This window comes from Streptomyces sp. NPDC030798, from assembly GCF_055572275.1.
This window is the reverse complement of sequence record NZ_JBVIDR010000002.1, coordinates 821,484-839,482: the sequence shown is the minus strand read 5'-3', so window position 1 is coordinate 839,482 and position 17,999 is coordinate 821,484. Positions and strand designations below refer to the sequence as shown.

The window sequence follows — 17,999 nt, the reverse complement described above, 5'->3', positions numbered from 1 at the left end:
TTGAATCGTTTTCACCTGAACGTGAGCGACAAAGTTGAGCAACAACCCTGTGAAAACAGCCCGGTTGGCGCTAGCTTCCTTGGCACCAGTGGGAGCGGTTCCATCAGTCGGCGCGTCCGTCACGGCGCGCCAAGCTGCAAGGAGTCGCTCATGCAACACCCCAGCAGCACCGCGGTGTTCGGGCTCAACGGCACACCGTGCGACGGCAGTGCGCCTGCGCTGCATCTCTCCGCCGAACTCATGGGCGCCGACGGCAGGAGCCGCCGGCTGCTCGGTGTGCGTCGGCCCGGCGGCGAGTTCGTCCGGGCGCAGGGGGAAGTGCCGGCGGGACGGCGACATCCGGCACGTCCACCACTTCACCTCCCACACGACGCGACCTGATGGTCCACCTGCGACGGCAGGTCCACCGCGTGCGGCACCGGCCTGCGCGACACCTGCGCGTCCTCGACCCGTGCTCCCCCTCGAAGGAGAAGGAAACCGCACTCATGAGTCGTACCAGAATGTCACTTGTAGCCGCCCTGGCGCTGGCCGCCGGAACCTCGGGGGCGGCACTCCTCACGTCACCGGCCGGCGCCGCCACCGCCTCGGTCCCCTGCACCGTGGACTACAAGGTGCAGAGCCAGTGGGACACCGGCTTCACGGCCGCCGTCACGATCACCAACAACGGGGCGGCCAAGTCCGCCTGGTCGCTGAAGTGGTCGTATGCCGGCAACCAGCGGATCACCAACGGCTGGAACGCGAAGATCGCCCAGAGCGGTGCCGCCGTCACGGCGACCAACGAGAGCTACAACGGCTCCCTGGCGAACGGCGGTTCCGTCAACTTCGGCTTCAACGGCTCCTACAGCGGCACCAACGCCGTGCCCGCCACGTTCACACTCGACGGCGTCACCTGCAATGTCGACGACGGCGGCGGCACGGGCGGCAGCACCGGTGGGAGTACCGGCGGGAGTACCGGCGGCAGCACCGGTGGGAGTACCGGCGGCGGCACGGGCGGCAGCACCGGCGGGGGTACCGGCGGCAGCACCGGCGGAGGGGGCGACGGCGGCGCCGACGGCCGGGTCGACAACCCCTATGTCGGGGCCAAGGGCTACGTGAATCCCGAATGGTCGGCCAAGGCCGCCGCCGAACCGGGCGGCAGCCGGATCGCCAACCAGCCCACCGCCGTCTGGCTGGACCGGATCGCAGCGATCAACGGTGTCAACGGCGGCATGGGCCTGCGCGACCACCTCGACGAGGCGCTGAAGCAGAAGGGCTCCGGCGACCTGGTCGTCCAGCTGGTCATCTACGACCTGCCCGGCCGTGACTGCGCCGCCCTCGCCTCCAACGGCGAACTCGGACCGAACGACATCGACAAGTACAAGTCCCAGTACATCGACCCGATCGCCACGATCCTCTCCGACCCGAAGTACGCGGGCCTGCGGATCGCCACCGTCATCGAGCCCGACTCGCTGCCCAACCTGGTCACCAACGCCGGCGGCACCAACACCACCACCGACGCCTGCGTGACCATGAAGAGCAACGGCAACTACGAGAAGGGCGTCTCCTACGCCCTGGACAAGCTCGGCGCCATCCCGAACGTCTACAACTACATCGACGCCGGCCACCACGGCTGGCTCGGCTGGGACAGCAACCTCGGCCCCTCCGTGCAGGAGTTCGCCAAGGTCGCCACGACCAACGGCGCGAGCGTGAACGACGTGGCCGGCTTCATCGTCAACACCGCCAACTACAGCCCCGTCAAGGAACCGAACTTCAAGATCACCGACACGGTGAACGGACAGACCGTGCGCCAGTCGAAGTGGGTCGACTGGAACCAGTACGTGGATGAGCAGTCGTTCGCGCTCGGCCTGCGGGACAAGCTGGTCGCGGCCGGGTTCAACTCCGGCCTCGGCATGCTGATCGACACCTCCCGCGACGGCTGGGGCGGCTCCGCCCGGCCCACCGGCCCCGGCCCGATGACCTCCGTCGACGACTACGTCAACGGAAGCCGCATCGACCGGCGCATCCACGCCGGCAACTGGTGCAACCAGAGCGGCGCCGGACTCGGCGAGCGCCCCACGGCGGCCCCGGCCGCCGGGATCGACGCCTACGTGTGGGTCAAGCCCCCGGGTGAGTCCGACGGCTCCAGCTCCCCCGTCTCCAACGACGAGGGCAAGGGCTTCGACCGTATGTGCGACCCCACCTACGGTGGCAACGCCCGCAACGGCAACAACCCCACGGGCGCCCTGCCGGGCGCGCCGCTGGCCGGGCACTGGTTCTCCGCCCAGTTCCAGCAGCTCATGAAGAACGCCTACCCGCCCCTGCCGTAGCCCGCTGAGACGGTGAGCACCCGCCGGGGCCGGCCCCTGAAGGACCGGCCCCGGCGGAGTCACGGCAAGCCGGGCGGCTCGCCACCGATGAGCAGTGTGGAGAGCGGCAGACGAGTCGGGCTGTACGCCGGGTTCTCCAGAAGCACCCTTCTGACCTGCGGCTTTGGTGGGGCGAACCGGCTGTGACCTGCTAGGACGGGTTGCAGAGGCGATCGGAGGCAGTCAGAGGAAATCGCTCTGATTCGACCCCGGATCGACCCGGGTCGCTCAGAGGCAGCCAGAGGCAACCCCTCTGCTCCTGCCGCCTGAGCGGCCCGGGAGTCCGGAGTCGGACAGGCCCACGACTCCGGCTCCTTCACGGTCTCCCCGGTCGAGCCGCGATGGGGATGCCTGCCTCCACCGGAGCCAGGCACACGAAAGCCTCCAGGACGGCCATCCTGGAGGCTCTTCGCTGGCACCGATTGGAGGTCGGTTCCGGACACCACCCGTGGTTTTAGCGGGCCCCGGTGGCGTCCATGTCTTACGCGAGACGACCCCAGAATGCCATACGCCGTACCCCGTTCGCAGCACTCACAGAAGGCTTCGCGTCCAGGAAAACCCCATCCACAGGCAGTCAGAGGCGGTCACACCAAGCCTCTGGGACTCGCCCACCTCCCTCCGGCCGCCGCCGACCTGGTCCTCCTCGGAGACCTCACTGGTCGCTACGCCGCCGGCAGCTACAGCAAGCTCGACCGTGACGGAGCGGTCGTACGCCGCGGTGACCGCCAGGGCATGTCCGAGCACGGGCACCGCATCACCGCCGCCATCGCCTGCCACGTCGCACGTTGTGGAGGAACTCTTGATCAGCTCACACAACTCCTCATGCACCCGGACCACGAGGGCGGTAGGCATCCGCAGCACATAGCGCAGCGCTCGGGCCAGGCTCGCGCTCTGTCGTACATCCGTCGAGTCTGGGACAACGCCTGCGCAGCGGTCAGTAGCACGGCACGGGTCGAGTCACGGGAGCAGTCCTACGAGGACCTCGCGGCCCTGCGAGCCCGTATCGAGACCACCCCATGGCGCGGCGAGCGAGGCAGGACCGCGCTGCGTGTGCTTCGTGCCCACCTGAACTTCGCGGAGATCGCCGGTGGCCGCCTGCACGCGGCCAGCGAACGTCAGACAGCTGAAGAGGCCGGAGTATCGCGGCAGACCCTGCGGAAGGCCTACGAAAGCGTTCTCGTGCCTGCAGGATGGCTGCGCCGGCTGAAGGTCGGACGAGGCAGGGAAGGATCGACCTGGTACCTCGGCGACGGACCTGGTGCTGCCATTCAGTCACCCGAGTCTCGATCTCGTACCACTCAGTTCCCCCCCGACCCGGCACTTGGGGAGTGGAACACCCCTGAGACGGGATTGGGTGCAGACGTCGATTCCACCGTCATCAGCAGCCTCATGGGGCACGACGCCTTCACGCATCAGGCCTTGGGCAGCTCCGCTCTCATGGTGATCGGTGCTCTGCATGCCCGTCCCCACCAGACCGCCAGCGAACTCGTCGTCACAGCGTCCGTCTCGCGGGCAACCGCCTACCGAACCCTGAACCGGCTCTTGAGCCATGGCTTGGTCCACCAGACCGGCGAGACCTGGTCCTTGGCCCCCAGGGCCCTGGAAGGGTTCGGTAACAGCCACCCGGACGCTGTTACCGACCTCCAACTGACGCCTGCACACGGTTGGGACCGGATCGCCGACCAGTACGGAACGACAGGGACCTCAGCCAGCCGCAAGGCTCTCCACGCTGCCGAAAGGGCGGCGTACCGCAAGGCGCTGGAGGGCCTGGCAGAGCATCGGGCCAAGGCGCTGGTGGTGGTCCGTGACGGCCGTTCGGTGCTGGTTCCTGCCGTGAGACCAGACGAGATCTCCGCTGAGTGGCACGGACCGCACGGAGCCGTGACCAACCCGGCCACAGGAGTGGCAGACCCGGAGTGGCGGATCGCCACGGACGGCCGCTTGATCCTCATCACTCCACGCGACGAGCGCTCATACGACGAGCTTGCCGCCGCCTACACCAACGCACTCAGAGAATGGGAGTCCGCCGCATGACGGATCAGCGCCCAGTACAGGGCGACCATCAACCGCCCACCACTCCCGAGGCTTTGCGGAAGTGCTACGAGGCCGGATCCACAGTTCAGGAACTCGTGGAAGTCAGCGGCCTTTCATACGGCACGGTCATCAACCGGCTCCGCAACGCCGGGACGGTGATGCGCACTTCGTGGGAGACGCGCCGCATGCGTGAAGCTCCGGCGCGCCGTCGCCTGGCAACTCATCTGCGCCGACTGTACGAGCAGCACGGCGCCACTCTGGCGGAACTGGCTGTCGCTGGGGCCAAGACGAAGCGGGCCGCCCGTCAGCTGCTGATCGAGGCCGGCGGCAAACCGCGCACGGCACAGGAGACGCTGCGCATCCGTTCCGCCGCGAAGGCCGCAGAGCGGCAGAAGCTGATGGCGGCGCTTCGGACGAAGTACGAAAACGGCGCTGCGGTGTCGGTTCTCGCTGCGGAGCACAACCTTTCCACCGCAACGGTCTACCGCCTCCTGCGCCAGGCCAGGACTCGGATGCGGCCCCACGGTTCTGCTGGACAGCGTCAGCGCAGGACCGTCCCGTGAACAGCCTGACGCGGAGGCACGAGCGCCTCGCTCAGCACGGTGAGCGAAAGCAGAACTCATGTGGATTGCTGCATCCGGCCCGTCCTCCCCCAAAGGACCGGCACGTCGACTTCCGGGCGCCTGCCCGAGACGGCAGGCACCCGGAGGGGCCCCTCGTCAGGCAGTTGCTCCACACAAAGCCTTCTGCCGCTGCCTGACGAAAACCCTCAACTTCGCATTCTAGGAGTACAAGCAAACGTGAACGAGCTCACTCGCCAGAAGACGCTGGCAGCAGCAAAGACCAGCACCTGGGACGCCTTTGTGGTCGTCGTCGGAATGCTCAAGGGCGGCGCCGGCAAGACCACATCGGCCTGGTTCATCGCCCTCTACTACGCCGTGGTCCTTGGGCTGCGCACGCTGCTCCTGGACGCCGACGCCATCAGCCAGTCCGCCTACGACTGGTTCAAGGTCGCCCAGGCCGAGGGCTTCGAGATCCCGGAGAACCTGGTGGTCGAGCGGTACCCGTTCGATGACATCGCCGAGTACATCCAGGCCAAGCGCGCCGAGTTCGGCGCGATCGTGGTGGACGCCGGCGGCGGCAGCGCCAGGATCTTCCACGAGGCTGTTACCGAGGCGGACCGGCTGATCGTGCCGGTCGCCCCCACCAAGATCGAGCGCCGCAAGCTCGTGGCCACCTTCGACGAGGCCGAGCGCGCCGCCGCACGCAACGAGCGTGACGTCACCGCCCACGTGGTGCTGGTCAAGGCGGACGACCGCACCAGCCTGCCCCGTAGGGCCAAGGAGAGCCTGCTGAATCCCCCGAAGGGTGAGGGGCTCGGCGAGGACCGTGACGGGCCGTTCCCCCTTGCGGAAACCGTGATCCATTCCTGGGTGCACTACATGGAGGCCTTCGGCGAAGTGCCGACCGAGCTGAGCGAGTACGCCGAGCTGATGAAGGAGCTGGACGCAGCGTGACCGAGAACAACGACAAGCTGAAGCCCCCGGCTCGGCGCTCCCGTCCGAAGGGCCACGTGCTCGGCGGCGCCAAGAAGACGGCAGCCGCGCCTCCGCCGCCGGCCGAGCTGACCCGTGAGCACCTGGATGCCGAGCAGGCCCTCCCCGACAGCACCCATCTCGCGCCGCCTTCCACGGCGGACAGTTGCCTGTCGCCGCGGCCGACTGCCGACCGTGTCGAGTCCCCCGCGACAACGCACGAAGCGTCCGCGATGCAGGCTCCAGAGCAGGTGCGGATCGCCGCACAGGCGGATGGAAGCGCTGGCCACACGTCGGGCGCGCCCCCTGTGGCCTCTCCTACTGAGGCACCGTCCGAGGCACCTGAAACCTCTCCTCAGCCTGTTCCGGGCGCTCCGCCTGGACCCGCGTACGGCTCCTCCGAAGTGGCCGTGCGGGAGGCTGCGTCGGCAGCACAAGGAACGTCATTCCCTATGAGGGCTGGGACAGCAGCTCCCCAGTATGAGAGCGAGGCTGCTTCAGGGTCAGCATCGAATGCGGGTGCACCATGGACGCAGGGGGCGGGCCGTCCGAAGGACATCCCAGAGGCTTCCGCGGTCCTCAATCAGCGTCACATCACGCGGGAAAGTCTCGACGCATCGGTTCCTGCGGCGCTGAAGCTGAAGAAGCGGATCAAGCGCTTCGCGCTCGACAACGATCTCGACCACCTGCCCATCGGTGACATCGTCTGCGTGGCAGTGGACGAGTGGTTGAACCGCCGCGGGTTCTGACGAACCGCTCGTCGATCGGGGCGATCCGCCAGTACGAGCTGGTCGCCCCTTCGGCGACTATTCCACTAGTCCACTAGGCGGCTAGCTAGCCGCCTAGTCGCCTCCACGGGAGCCACTCCGTGAACTACCTCGCTACCTATGTCGGCCAGCTGCGTGCGGTAGCCGACGCGCTTGAAGCACAGTCGGAGTCACAAGATGATCCGCTTGCTCCCCACCCGGACACCCTGAAGGTCATCAACAGCCGGCATACCAAGCGCGGGCAACTGAACTACGCCGTTCCTGATGTCCTTGAGCTCCAACGGCGCATCCGCCGCTGCAATGCCGACACCGAGATACCCCACGGCGACATCGTCGCCCTGGCCCTCGACGCATGGCTCCGGGCCAAGGGCTACCCGCCTGACCCTAAGCAGCTCGGCAACAACACACCATGACGGAAAACGCCGGTCAACTCCCGCTGCCGGAAGTCGGCGAAGGGCGACAGGCCGCGTCAGCCAGAGGAGAACAGTTGTCTCTTCTGGGATACCCGACACCGATCCGACTGCCTGCCGATCTCTGGTTGAGCTGGCTGACTGACGAGACCATCGTCGCCCGCTTCAAGGCAAAGTGCTACGTCCGCTCAGCGGGTCAATGCTGGCCGTGGCTGGGCGCCGTCAGCTCAACCGGTCATGGATCATTCCGCGCCGCCAGCCTGCCGGGGCCGTCTCGCAGAGGCACGGTCCCAGCTCACCTCTTCGCCTACCAGCTGGCCAACGGTGTGGTCACCCGGACGGGATGGTCCTCCACTGAGGATCCTGTCATCTGCCACACCTGTGACTTCCACGGCTGCACGAATCCCGCCCATCTGCGGCTGGGGACAGCCGCAGAGAACCGAGCCGAGTGGTCGCGACGGCGGCACAATCCCCATGGTCCACTCGCAGACGTCCGGGGGGCTGCTGGCCGAACACGGGCCATCGCTTCGGCGATCCTGACGGGCCTCAAAGCCGGCGAATCGCGAGATCGCATCGAAGAGAGAATCCGTGCCGCGGCAGAAGCGGGAATCCCGCTGACCTTGTGGTGACGTTCCTGAAGGGAAAGGGGTGGCCAACTAGAGGCCCGGAGGTGCAAGCTGATCCGTTTCCCATCGTGAGGAGAAGTACATGGAGATCCGGCCGCTTGAGGAGCTGCGCGCTGCAGACGATCTGTCGCTGGCGTTCAACCCCTGCGGGCTCGGCGGCCGTATGAGGCCCGAAGACGCCACGGAGTTCCAGCAGCGGCAGATCGCCGACTGCGACTTGGCGGAGGGCGTCGCGGCAGGAACACGCGACTCCTTCGAGCGGCTGCGCACCGTCTTCGCCTACGGCGTGCTGTGTTACGACGTGTACACCATGGTCGGCGACCAGGCGCTCCTGATCTACGAGCAGGCGTTGCGCGACCGCTTCATGGAGTGGTGCTCCGGCACCATCACCTACCGTCTCCCCCAGGCCCCGGACGTCTCCTACACCGTCACGTCGTACGACGACGTCAAGAAGCGCGCCGACAGGATGACGCGGCAACGCGCGAAGCTGGTCGTCGACACCCACGCCATCGAGTTCAACGGGATGCTGCACGGGCTCCGCCTGTGGGCGCGTACGGCGGGTCTGCTCCGCGGGCGGCGCAGCCGAGCGGTCGAAGACGCGCTCGCCAAGCTGCGTAACTACGTTGCCCATCCCTCCGGCCACCATGTCGATACTCCTGTCGAGGCGGCCCGAACGGTGCGGGATCTGGCGGAGCTGATCAACCAGCTGTGGGGGGAGGCCACCCCCGATGGGCGCCTGTACCCGGCACCTCTGCATCGGGAGATCACCGTGCTGAGCTGGAACGGTTCCGGGCAGGCACGGATGGAACCCGCCGGCGCGCTCACCGCCCCCGACCCCATGGAAGATCACGAGAGCGACGAGTACCAGTACGTCGTGGTGCGGGCCATCCCGTTCATTCCGGGCAGTCGCTGGAATGACGCTCACTGGGCGGAGTTCGACACCCGCTACGAGACCACACGGTTCCCGACGGATTACCTGTGGGGGCCGGGCACCCGCGAGGAGGCCCGTGCGTGGCTGGAGCAGGAGCGCCCCGAGGGGGACGGCGTCGACTTCACCGACCGGGTGTTCCTCGTCCAGGACAGCGGGCGCCTGCTGCCGCCGATGCGGCCGGAGGTAGCGGCCGGGCTGCCCGAGGACGAACGGGTCGGGGTGTGGCATGCCGTGCGGGCCGACTTTCCTGACGACGCCTTCGCGCACGTCCGAGGCTCCGGGGATCGCAGCGCCGGTCACGCCCGCCGCCCCGGAGACTGTCCTGCCTGCTCTGCTGAGGTCCTTGGCTCCGGCACCTACGACGAAGCTCTTCGTGCTGCTGCCGCCGCTCTGGGACCGCTCAAGGCGGTGCACCTGCCCTCCGTCCGGCTCCCCTCGTCGATCTTCTGGTCCGACCGACCGTGAGCAGTAGAACGTGAGTAGAGCGGTGGCAGGCCAACAACACCAGTCGCCATGAATCATGTCCCGTGCGCCATGGCCTCAAGAGCCATACAGAGCGGCAGCCCGCCGACCGGCCCCCGGGAGGGCCCGAGCCCGTGCCAGGGTTATCCCCATGGACCCCATGATCCCCGCACACGTCGCCGACGAGCCGCCGCTCACCTACGCCGACAGCTTCGACATACCGGTCCTTTTTCGTAATGGGCCCGCCGACAAGCCCAAGAGGCAGTGGCGGACAGCCGAGCACAAGGCGTGGACCGGGTCGGGCGGGTTCCCGGCAGCGGATGGCTGGTACGCCCCGACCACCACGTGGCGCGAGATCATCAAGTGCGCCACCGAGGTCGGCCGCGACGTCACCCCGCACCTGCAGAACCAGCCGCGGTACGCGCACGGGGAACTCGTCGCCCGGGTCGCCCCGCTGTACGCCTACCTCGGCGCGCACCTCGTCGAGCCCCGGCACCCAGTAGCGGGCGCCAAGGGCCGGCGCCTGACCCTGAACCCGGTCTACGCGCACGGCACCGAGCGCACGGCGAAGAACGCCGCTGCCTACCGGCTGGGTATGACGATGACGGAGTGGGCCTGCCGTTCGCTGCTCGGTCTCGGGCAGACCGAACACCTCGAACTCGGCGGCCCTATCCCCGCCCTGAGCCAAACCTTCAAGGACCCGAAGAAGAGGCTGCCCGACCTGTGGGGACGGCACGAGACGGAGGAGTTGTACTGGCTTATCGAGGCCAAGGGCGGCAACGTCGGTGTCGACGTACTCCGCAAGGGGTGGGCACAACTGGCGGCCGGCAGTAAGATCCTCGGCTCGTACGCGCACCGCACCGTGCTGGTCGGTGCCTCCGTGCGGCCCGGAGACGACCTCTTCCTCACCATCGACCACGACCTGCACCCCGGCCAGCCGCCGCTCATGCCAAGCGGATCCGACGCCGACGACCAGGCAGCGGCGGGTCCAGGGAACCTCGAAGACCGTCTCGGCGACAGCGACGACGCGCTCATCGGCGCGGCCCGCGCCCAGATGCTTGCTTACCTGGCGCTGCGGTCCGCTCCCGCCTCTCAGCTGCGCACGATGCCTGTGCCGGCCGACCGCGCTTCGCGTCGCCGGCGCTCCGGTCTGACCACTCCCCTGGAAGACGACACCCTCACACTCGCCATGCGGGCCGACGCCCGCGGGGCGGCGCTTCACGGTGAGGAGCACAGCCTGCGTGCCGGGATCCGATCCATGGGGCTCGACGACTTCCTCATCTGTCGCATCTCCGGTACGGAGGTCCACCTCGGCATGTCCCGGAAGCTGTTCGCCGCCTGCGAGCACCTCCACGAGGAAGATCTCGCCATCGCCCGGCGTACCCCGGGCCTGCGCGCCGAGGACCAACTGACCGACGACTCGGGGCTCAGCGAGGATGCTCAGGAAGAACAGCGACTCACCCGGCGGCGGATCTTCCGCGAGCAGCAGGAGGAAGCCCGTCCCCGGCTGCGCCCCCTGATCCGTGAAGCGTACGAGCGGGGTGCGACGAGCGACTGGAGCGCCCTGCTGCGCCGTTCAGAGGAACCGAAGCTTGACCTGGAGGGTGACGAAAGTCTTCTCGAAGCAGCGACGCCGGAGACGTACCTGGCCGTCAGCCGCTACGACGTACCCCCGATCCACGCCTAGCCCGTGGAGATGTGACTTAGCAGGCCGTTGGCGACGTTGAAACTAGGAAGTCGTACAGCCGCCGGGCCTGCTCGCGCCGATCGGGGTGCGGTGTGGCCAGGGCCCCCGGGGCAAAGGCGTCGTGGCGTAGGTGACTGTCGCAGTAGCGGTTCACCCAGGCGGCGAAGTGGTTGAGGTTGTCGTTCGTCTGGCTGGTGGTCGCCCTGCCTATCACACCCATGAGGGCGACCGGCGGCACAAACTTCCGCCGTAGTAAGGCAGGCTTACGGCCGGTGGTCTGGACTTCTCAGCTCCGCTCTGGTGATCAACGGCTGCAGGGCGTGGGGACCTGGTTTCCCCAGCGGTGACCGCAGTTGGACCACTTGCCGCGGCCGCAGGGGCAGGCGCGGCTGCCGCGCGTGGGGTGGAAGGCGCGCCAGTACGTACGGCGGGTGAGCGTTGCCGCTGATGTCGTCAGGCCAAAGTCGTCCACGATGGCCAGGCCATCTTCGAGAACGTTCAACATGTGGGTTCCGGCGGAGATCAGGGAGTCGGCGACTGCGAAGGCGACGGTAGGTTCGAGAACTTGGACAGATCCTCCGTCAGCGAGCGACATGGGAGATCGGGCGTAACTGCGCACCGTGACAGCGCTTGAGGTGTGTACGAGCGGAGGTGTGGCGAAGGCGATTCTGGCTCCGAAGGCGGGGTGCGCGGCGTCGGAGAGCAGGTCATACCACTTCGGGAATCTGTCATCGCCCGTCGCTTTGGTCAGCTTCTTCACGAGAGTCAGGACGTTGGTGGCCTGGAGCTGTTCGTTGCTGCCGTTCATCCTTGAGCCAAACCCTGCCTTCAGCAGGACAGGAGCAAGCACCTCGCGGACAAGGGCGGGACGTTTCAAGGAGTCTTTGGAGGCGGCTTTGCCGATCCGCCATGCCTCAGCGATGGCGTTCTGCTCGTCTACCAGGGCTCCTGCTTCTTCGATGAGAGCCCGGGCGGTGACCGCGCCGGAGGTGATGCGCCACCGGGTCAGGTTGTCCAGGGTGTCAGCGAGGAGGTCGGCGCTGCGCCAGGCGTTGACAAGCCACCAACTGACCAGTCGTGTGTGCAGCTCAGGGTAGACGACAGCTGCTGCCGGATCGCGGACTCCGGCTTCGGATGCCTGGTCCACGGCAAGGATGGTTGCACCATCGTCGGAACGGACATACACCCAGTCCTCAGCCTCCCGCCGGGCAAGTCGTTCCCACTCTTCCGCAGCGCGGCCTTTCAGCGGGGCCAACAGCACTTCGGTGGTTCCCGCGTCCTCGGTCATGGAGCGCAGCGCGGTGACACGCTCGGTGAGTTCCGTAAGGGCAGCGGTGCGCTGAGCGCCCAGCGCCTCAGCAACCGCCTTGGTCAGTCCGGGTTCATCCATGCTCATCGCACGAGACCTTAGCGGCAAGTCCCCTTGCCCGTGAGGTGTTGGCGTGACTGAAGACATGCGGAGCGGCCGCGCACTCGGGGACTCCTGGGGCCTGGCCTGCGACCGCTGGAAGGCGAATCCACCGTCCACGCCTACACAAACACGGTCATCCACCTGCTCCCCAGCGCACCCAGGATCTGCTGAAGGTCCGGCGAAAGGCCGACCCGGAGTTCATCCTGCTGGTCGACACCCTGGCCAAGTGCGACCAGGTCGGCGCCTCATGCGCCGACTACTCCCACAAGCACCGCGGCACGGAGTGAACGTGCAGGTGGTCACCGATCCGGACGGCCGGCTGCTGTGGCTGTCACCCGCGCTGCCGCGCCGGGCTCACGACCTGACCGGTGCCCGCACCCACCGCATCATCCGCATCATCCGCATCTGCGAGCGCCAGGCGTCCTGATCCTGGCCGATCTCGCCTCCCAGGGCGGCGGCCCTTGACTGCCCATAGGCATCCGACGATCCCTGCTGGAACTCACCCCCACGGGAAGACCGTCAACCGGGCCCTGGCCCAACAGATTGGATAAACACCCGTAGAGAGCCTATCCAGACGGCTACCCTCAACCCTGCCGGGCGTGCAACCCAACGGAGGCTATTGGTCTAGTCCTCTTCGGCGCCCTGCGACCTAGCGAGGTCACCTTGACTCGACCTGCTCCCGCGGTGATATTCACGTGCGTAGATGGCTGATACTGTCCGTACGCGCCAGAGCAACCGAGACCTGACCAAGAGAGGAGGGCGGGCCTACGATGCCCGATACCGGCGGTGACGAGAGCGCGGCGCCCCGCACGCTCGCGGAGAAGCTGACCGCCCTTCGCGACGGGCTCGCCGCCGAGGAGGGCAAGCCGCCATCCTGGAACACTCTGGCCCGCGAGATCTCGGAGCAGACCGGCGTCCCGATCTCGGGTCCGTACCTATGGGAGCTGGCGACGGGCAAGCCCGGCACGAACGTTACGCTGCGCCATCTGAAGGCACTCTCTGAGTACTTCCACCGTCGCATCTCGTACTTCGTCGATGATGAGATCGCCTTCGAAGACGACACCCAGGCACAGCTGGATCTCCTCCAAGAGCTACGGCGTCTAGGTGTGCGCAACATCAGGCTGCAGAACGTGGAGTCAGGCGCAGCCGATCGCGAAACTATCCAGGGATTGCTCGCACGCCTTCAGACGCTTGATGCGCTGGGCGAGGAAGGTGTACGCAAGGTCGCCCTGGGAGCCAGAGCCCTCAGCCCGGAGCAACGCAAGACCCTGAGCGACCTCGCCAGCCAGCCAAGCTTGTTGGACGCACTACCTCGCATGATGCGACTCCTTGAGGCTGCCGAGGCACTCACGGAGGAACAGCTCACGACCGCCACGAACGTTCTCCGGCAACCCGATGCACTCCTTGCAGTACAGGATGAGGTTGTGCGCGAAATCGCAACGAAGTGTCACGAGCTGCTGCCGTCCAGCCGACAGGCACTTTTGCCCGTGATCGCGCAGCTCCAGCGCCTAGAGAACAGAGAGGCGTAGCAACCCAACGCCCCGCTCGGTGCCACTCAGACGATTGCCGACCGTCAGCTTCACCACGCAGAAGCTCCCGTGATCGCGGGCAGGCGTCACTGTTTCGGAAGGCCCAGGCCGAGAAATTCAGCGATCAGCTCGCGCGGAAGCTTCGGCATCAGCCAACTCGCGGCATCAAGAGTGGCTTGATCGCCCGCGTCCAGTTGAGGATTGTCTGCGTCCGGCCGGAGCAGGGACCCGTCGACGCCGGCAGAGACCGGGAAAAAGAGCACCGTGCCGTCGTCCGCGCCAAGCCACACGCCGCTTGGCGCAGCACTCCCGCTTGCGCTGTTCCGCGTGAAGCAGCCTGACACATGCCCGCCGCGTACATGATCAACACGCTGACCGACCGACTCAGTGCTTCTGTGGGAGTCTTCCAGGGTGGTCTGTGTCCCCCTAGGGAACGCATCGTTCCGTGTTGCCCGCCGGCTCCCTCCCGGCATCCCCATCGCTATCGCCCCCGTGGTCTCTGTAAAGGTCAGCTCCACGCGCAACTGCGGCCCTACCTGCTGAAGAACCAACGTGCTCCAGTACTCCGCCGGAAGCACCGCAGCGATTTCCGCTCATCCATCGGGGTCGGCTGCGCCAACCCCGCTAAAGCGGCGGCACTCAAGCGCTGTCGGCGAGAACGACCCCGTCCTACCGCAGACCTCATGACGCATCGAACAGTGCTCTTCACTGTCGACTCCACCTCCACCCCTGCCGGTGCGGCGCTACGACTGGGTCGTCAGCCTCAGATCATGGGGAGGCACCTGTGCAGGATCCCTCAGCAAACCCTCCCATCGGAGAAGACTCAAGAAGTCTCCGTCGATGGCAGTCAGCGACGGCATGCGGTAGTCACGCAACTGCACAGGGTTCCTCCATCTCGGGATCCTGCCTTGCGCCCCCGATCATGTCAACTAAAGTACACAGCAGTTGGCCTTCGACAGAGTGAGAGACCGGTACGTGGTCGTGTGCAGTCATCAACAGGACGGTTTGCGGAGCACGTCGGGGAGTTCCTACCTGTGGTGAGCCACAACGGCCCGTCGCTAGCGGAGAAACTGAGAGCCTTGATGGCCAGCCGTCTGGACGCCAACGGCCGTGCCCACACGTCGCGCTCACTGTCCGCAGCAGTGAACGCACTGCCCGGTGAGCACGCGTCTGTGTCATTCGCCGCCATCGCCAAGTTGGCCAACGGCTCCCAGGACAACCCGACCGTGGGCACGATCGTTGCGCTGTGCAAAGCACTGAACAACGTGCCGCCGGCTCATCTCCTTCCGCACGAAAGTTATAACGACCTCGCGGCTCTGGAGGCGTTCGAAAACCCAGACGCACGCCGCGTCCTAGCGCTGCTCAATGGCCTTCCAGAGAGCGAGCTGCACAACATCATCGCAGCCCTGGAGCAGCGCCGGGCCGAACTCGGCCTGGAGCCGGCGACGAACGCTGAATCCGGAAAGGAAAAGGGCAAGCGCCGACGGCGCCGCAGTAAGGATGAAGCCGCACGTTACGCGGCCGATGCACTGGAGGGGCTGTAAGTGGTGGACGGCATAGTCTTCGGCACCTGCACCGCAGCAGGGTTGCTGGTTACTGCCCTCTGCACTCGCAGAGCCGTGGGGAACCCACGCGTCGCCACCTGGGCGATCGCCATCGCCTTCGCCATCTGCACGCTTGGCGTCCTGTGCGCCGTGCCAGCGGTGGCCAACCAACTGCAGCACGCCACAGGCATGCCCAACGCCGGCAAGCTTGTAGCCCACGTCTGCGCGATCCTCTGGTGCGCTGCGATTCAGATCACGATGGTTGATCTGGCCTACCGCCCTGAGTACCTCAAGTCGGCAATACTCCAACGCGGGTTCGCTGCCGTGTTGGAACTGGCCATCATGGTGCCGCTCTTCCTTGCAGCCAACCGGCCTGGCATCCAGTTCACGACCGAGTACGTCGACAACCCCAAGGTTGCCGCATACCTACTTATCTATCTCTCCTACGTCCTGGTCACCTGCGGCGAGCTGATGTTCATGTGCGGGAGAACGTCACGACGCAATTGGGGGGTCCGCCCTTGGAGCAGCGTCGGCTTCGCGCTCTCCTCGATCGCCGCGATTCTCGGAATGGCCTATGCAGTCTGCAAAGGCTCTTACATCATCCTCTACGTCCTTGAGGATCCCTGGCCGCTAAAGATCGAGGAGGTCGTGAGCCCGACACTAAGCGGCCTTGCAGTGCTGTTCGTCTTCAGTGGAATGACCCTTCCCATGGTCGGCGCTCTCCGGGAACGACTTCGCCAAAGAAGAGCTCTCACAGACGACTGAACCAGCAGATATGCATTACGAGATCGTCGATCACAACTCTGGTGGAGCGGCAGACGAGTCGAGCTGTACGCCGGATTCTGTCACCCGGCCACCTCACGGCGGCCGGGGAGACGGCCATCCATCTAGGACCAGCGTTACCGCTGGCCTCGTGCGGTCTACCCGCGGACTCGGGCGGGCCGCCCTCGATCGTCCGCGCAGGGGCACCGGGGCGCCCCCTCTTGACCTTGCTCCGGGTGGGGTTTACCTAGCTGCCCAGGTCACCCTGGGCACTGGTGGTCTCTTACACCACCGTTTCACCCTTACCAAGGGCCAAAGCCCCAGGCGGTTTGCTTTCTGTGGCACTGTCCCGCGGGTCACCCCGGGTGGCCGTTAGCCACCACCCTGCCCTGTGGAGTCCGGACGTTCCTCGGGAAGCCCCCTTACAGGGACTCCACGCGGCCGTCCGCTCGGCTCGTCTGCCGTACAGCCATGCTAGCCGACCGGACACCGCCGGCGGCTCTGACGCTCATGATCATGCTGCCGCAGCACTCCGGCTGTATCCACTGAGCAGCTTTATCCTGGCCGGCCGAGAGACAAGGCGCCCATATACAAGACGGCCCTCCCGGCGGGGAGATTGTGAGGGGGTGCGGCGGACTGTGCGCAAGGTCGTCTCGCAACCTTTTTTCGCCGCTCCTTCGTCGCGGTGAAAAAAGGTTCCGTTCCTCCCCTGCGCTTCGTCCGGCACCCCCTCAGAATCTCTTTTTGCCGGGAGGGGGAGGGGGGCGGTCCTGCGGCTTCTGCTGGTCGGGGGGCGTGGTGGTCGGCCGGGTGTGAGCCGGTCGGCGGGAGGGGTCGTCTGCTGCACGACCGCCGCTGGCGGGTGCGGATAGCAGGTCCAATTCCTGATAGTTGGTGAGGGTTTGGGGTTGACTCCCCCAACCCAAATAAATAGATTTACCTATGTCAAAAGGGGGCAGGGCAAGCCCCCCGACACTCCACCACCAACCACAAGGAGACGGTTCGTGGAACTCGTTCCCATCTCCCGGCTGGGCGCGGAACTGCGCACTCAGGCCCAGTTGGAAGTCCAGGTCGCCGAGGGCGAGCGGCAGCTAGTGATCGTCCTGCCAAGCAGCCTGGACCAGCTGTGGATCACTGCCGGCTACAACAGCGGGAGGCCCCGGCTCTTCTGGCGGCGGCGTACCTTCCTCGGCACCGCGACCGACGAGTCCGGCTACCTCGACTGGACCGCCGACCCGGCTCCGCTGATCCGCTTCGTCATCAACTACGCCTACTCCCGCAGCCAGATCGCGCCCCAGTACCAGAGGGTTCTCGACGCTCTGCGCGGGCGTGGCCTTGACGCGGAGCTGGCGCACGCCGACGGCGGCGGCTTCCAGATCCGCATCGGGCTGCCGGACCTGACGTACCTGCTGATCGGCGCGGACGAAATCCTTCCTCCCCGGCTGGAGCAGGTAGAGGGCTGGCACGTCGAGCACTACGGCCCCGAAGACCACATCGCCGTGGTGTACGACTCGATGCCGCACAACCGCCCCCGTGGCGCCAGCCTCGGCGGCGCCCACGTGGACGTGATGGCCGACCATGTCGCCCGGTACGTCGCCAGCGTCATGGCCCGCTACGGCGGCCGTCACCCGCTGGGCGCGCCGGTCCGCCTCCAGCAGGACGCCACCTCCCCCGCCACCGTCGCGTGGCTGCTGGAGGAGCTGGTCCGGCTCCCGCGCCACCACGGCGAGCTGGCCAACGACGGCGGCGCCCTGATCACCGTCGCGCGCCGAGACGGCAATGACCCGGCGACGGTCGAGCTCCCGGCCGTCGTCGTCAACCGGATCAGCGCCCTGCTGCTGGCCGAGGTCACCGCCTGCCAGACCTACGGCGGGTAACAGCTCCCGCTGAGCTGATCGCACCACCGTGCCGGGCCCGGAGGGCAACCGGGCCCCGCACGCGACTCCACCACCGCAC

At 66.7% G+C, this 17,999-nt stretch carries 15 protein-coding genes, 1 other RNA gene and 1 pseudogene; 13 read left to right on the top strand and 4 right to left on the bottom strand.

What is annotated here, in order from left to right:
• Positions 1-485 precede the first annotated feature (485 nt).
• A complete protein-coding gene (locus tag ACZ404_RS08215; protein ID WP_468437093.1) occupies positions 486-2,306 on the top strand; it encodes a glycoside hydrolase family 6 protein in 1,821 nt (606 codons plus the stop codon).
• A gap of 570 nt (positions 2,307-2,876) precedes the next feature.
• Here the strand turns inward: ACZ404_RS08215 and ACZ404_RS08210 are convergent.
• Positions 2,877-3,197 carry a hypothetical protein gene (locus ACZ404_RS08210; protein WP_468437091.1) on the bottom strand — a complete coding sequence of 107 codons (321 nt, stop codon included), beginning with the start codon at positions 3,195-3,197 and terminating at the stop codon, positions 2,877-2,879.
• Between the two features lie 198 nt (positions 3,198-3,395).
• On the opposite strand from ACZ404_RS08210, the gene ACZ404_RS08205 reads away from it, so the two are divergent.
• The 7 genes from ACZ404_RS08205 (at position 3,396) to ACZ404_RS08175 (ending at position 10,797) form a co-directional block, all read left to right on the top strand.
• Complete coding sequence (locus ACZ404_RS08205; protein WP_468437089.1) at positions 3,396-4,379, top strand: helix-turn-helix domain-containing protein; 984 nt, start codon at positions 3,396-3,398, stop codon at positions 4,377-4,379.
• Positions 4,376-4,942 carry a helix-turn-helix domain-containing protein gene (locus ACZ404_RS08200; protein ID WP_468437087.1) on the top strand — a complete coding sequence of 189 codons (567 nt, stop codon included), beginning with the start codon at positions 4,376-4,378 and terminating at the stop codon, positions 4,940-4,942. The genes ACZ404_RS08205 and ACZ404_RS08200 overlap by 4 nt, the downstream gene beginning before the upstream one ends.
• 237 nt (positions 4,943-5,179) lie before the next feature.
• On the top strand, positions 5,180-5,896 hold the full coding sequence (locus ACZ404_RS08195) for a ParA family protein (RefSeq protein WP_014676526.1): 717 nt from the start codon (positions 5,180-5,182) through the stop codon (positions 5,894-5,896).
• Entirely contained in the window at positions 5,893-6,663 is a 771-nt protein-coding gene (locus ACZ404_RS08190; protein ID WP_468437085.1) for a hypothetical protein, read from the top strand. Before ACZ404_RS08195 ends, ACZ404_RS08190 begins: the two co-directional genes overlap by 4 nt.
• A gap of 119 nt (positions 6,664-6,782) precedes the next feature.
• Positions 6,783-7,094 (top strand): hypothetical protein, encoded by a 312-nt coding sequence (locus tag ACZ404_RS08185; protein WP_468437083.1) that lies wholly within the window; start codon positions 6,783-6,785, stop codon positions 7,092-7,094.
• Positions 7,095-7,799: 705 nt separating this feature from the next.
• Positions 7,800-9,113, top strand: a complete 1,314-nt coding sequence (locus ACZ404_RS08180) for a hypothetical protein (RefSeq protein ID WP_468437081.1) — start codon at positions 7,800-7,802, stop codon at positions 9,111-9,113.
• Positions 9,114-9,261: 148 nt separating this feature from the next.
• Positions 9,262-10,797 carry a gamma-glutamyltransferase gene (locus tag ACZ404_RS08175; RefSeq protein WP_468437079.1) on the top strand — a complete coding sequence of 512 codons (1,536 nt, stop codon included), beginning with the start codon at positions 9,262-9,264 and terminating at the stop codon, positions 10,795-10,797.
• Between the two features lie 304 nt (positions 10,798-11,101).
• Here the strand turns inward: ACZ404_RS08175 and ACZ404_RS08170 are convergent, their stop codons facing one another.
• Positions 11,102-12,193 (bottom strand): hypothetical protein, encoded by a 1,092-nt coding sequence (locus ACZ404_RS08170; protein ID WP_468437077.1) that lies wholly within the window; start codon positions 12,191-12,193, stop codon positions 11,102-11,104.
• A gap of 117 nt (positions 12,194-12,310) precedes the next feature.
• On the opposite strand from ACZ404_RS08170, the pseudogene ACZ404_RS08165 reads away from it, so the two are divergent.
• A pseudogene (locus tag ACZ404_RS08165) lies at positions 12,311-12,744 on the top strand (transposase family protein); the annotation flags it as partial.
• 234 nt (positions 12,745-12,978) lie between these two features.
• Positions 12,979-13,737, top strand: a complete 759-nt coding sequence (locus ACZ404_RS08160; RefSeq protein ID WP_468437075.1) for a hypothetical protein — start codon at positions 12,979-12,981, stop codon at positions 13,735-13,737.
• A gap of 86 nt (positions 13,738-13,823) precedes the next feature.
• On the opposite strand, the gene ACZ404_RS08155 is transcribed toward ACZ404_RS08160, so the two are convergent.
• Positions 13,824-14,027 (bottom strand): hypothetical protein, encoded by a 204-nt coding sequence (locus ACZ404_RS08155; protein ID WP_468437073.1) that lies wholly within the window; start codon positions 14,025-14,027, stop codon positions 13,824-13,826.
• 792 nt (positions 14,028-14,819) lie between these two features.
• On the opposite strand from ACZ404_RS08155, the gene ACZ404_RS08150 reads away from it, so the two are divergent.
• Positions 14,820-15,281 carry a hypothetical protein gene (locus tag ACZ404_RS08150; RefSeq protein ID WP_468437071.1) on the top strand — a complete coding sequence of 154 codons (462 nt, stop codon included), beginning with the start codon at positions 14,820-14,822 and terminating at the stop codon, positions 15,279-15,281.
• Positions 15,282-16,046, top strand: a complete 765-nt coding sequence (locus tag ACZ404_RS08145) for a hypothetical protein (RefSeq protein ID WP_468437069.1) — start codon at positions 15,282-15,284, stop codon at positions 16,044-16,046. It abuts the gene before it with no gap.
• A 50-nt stretch (positions 16,047-16,096) separates the two neighbouring features.
• On the opposite strand, the gene rnpB is transcribed toward ACZ404_RS08145, so the two are convergent.
• Positions 16,097-16,500: RNase P RNA component class A (gene rnpB / locus ACZ404_RS08140), an RNA gene on the bottom strand.
• A gap of 547 nt (positions 16,501-17,047) precedes the next feature.
• On the opposite strand from rnpB, the gene ACZ404_RS08135 reads away from it, so the two are divergent.
• The gene (locus ACZ404_RS08135; protein ID WP_468437067.1) at positions 17,048-17,920 is read left to right on the top strand and encodes a hypothetical protein; all 873 of its coding nucleotides are present in this window, start codon (positions 17,048-17,050) and stop codon (positions 17,918-17,920) included.
• Positions 17,921-17,999 lie beyond the last annotated feature (79 nt).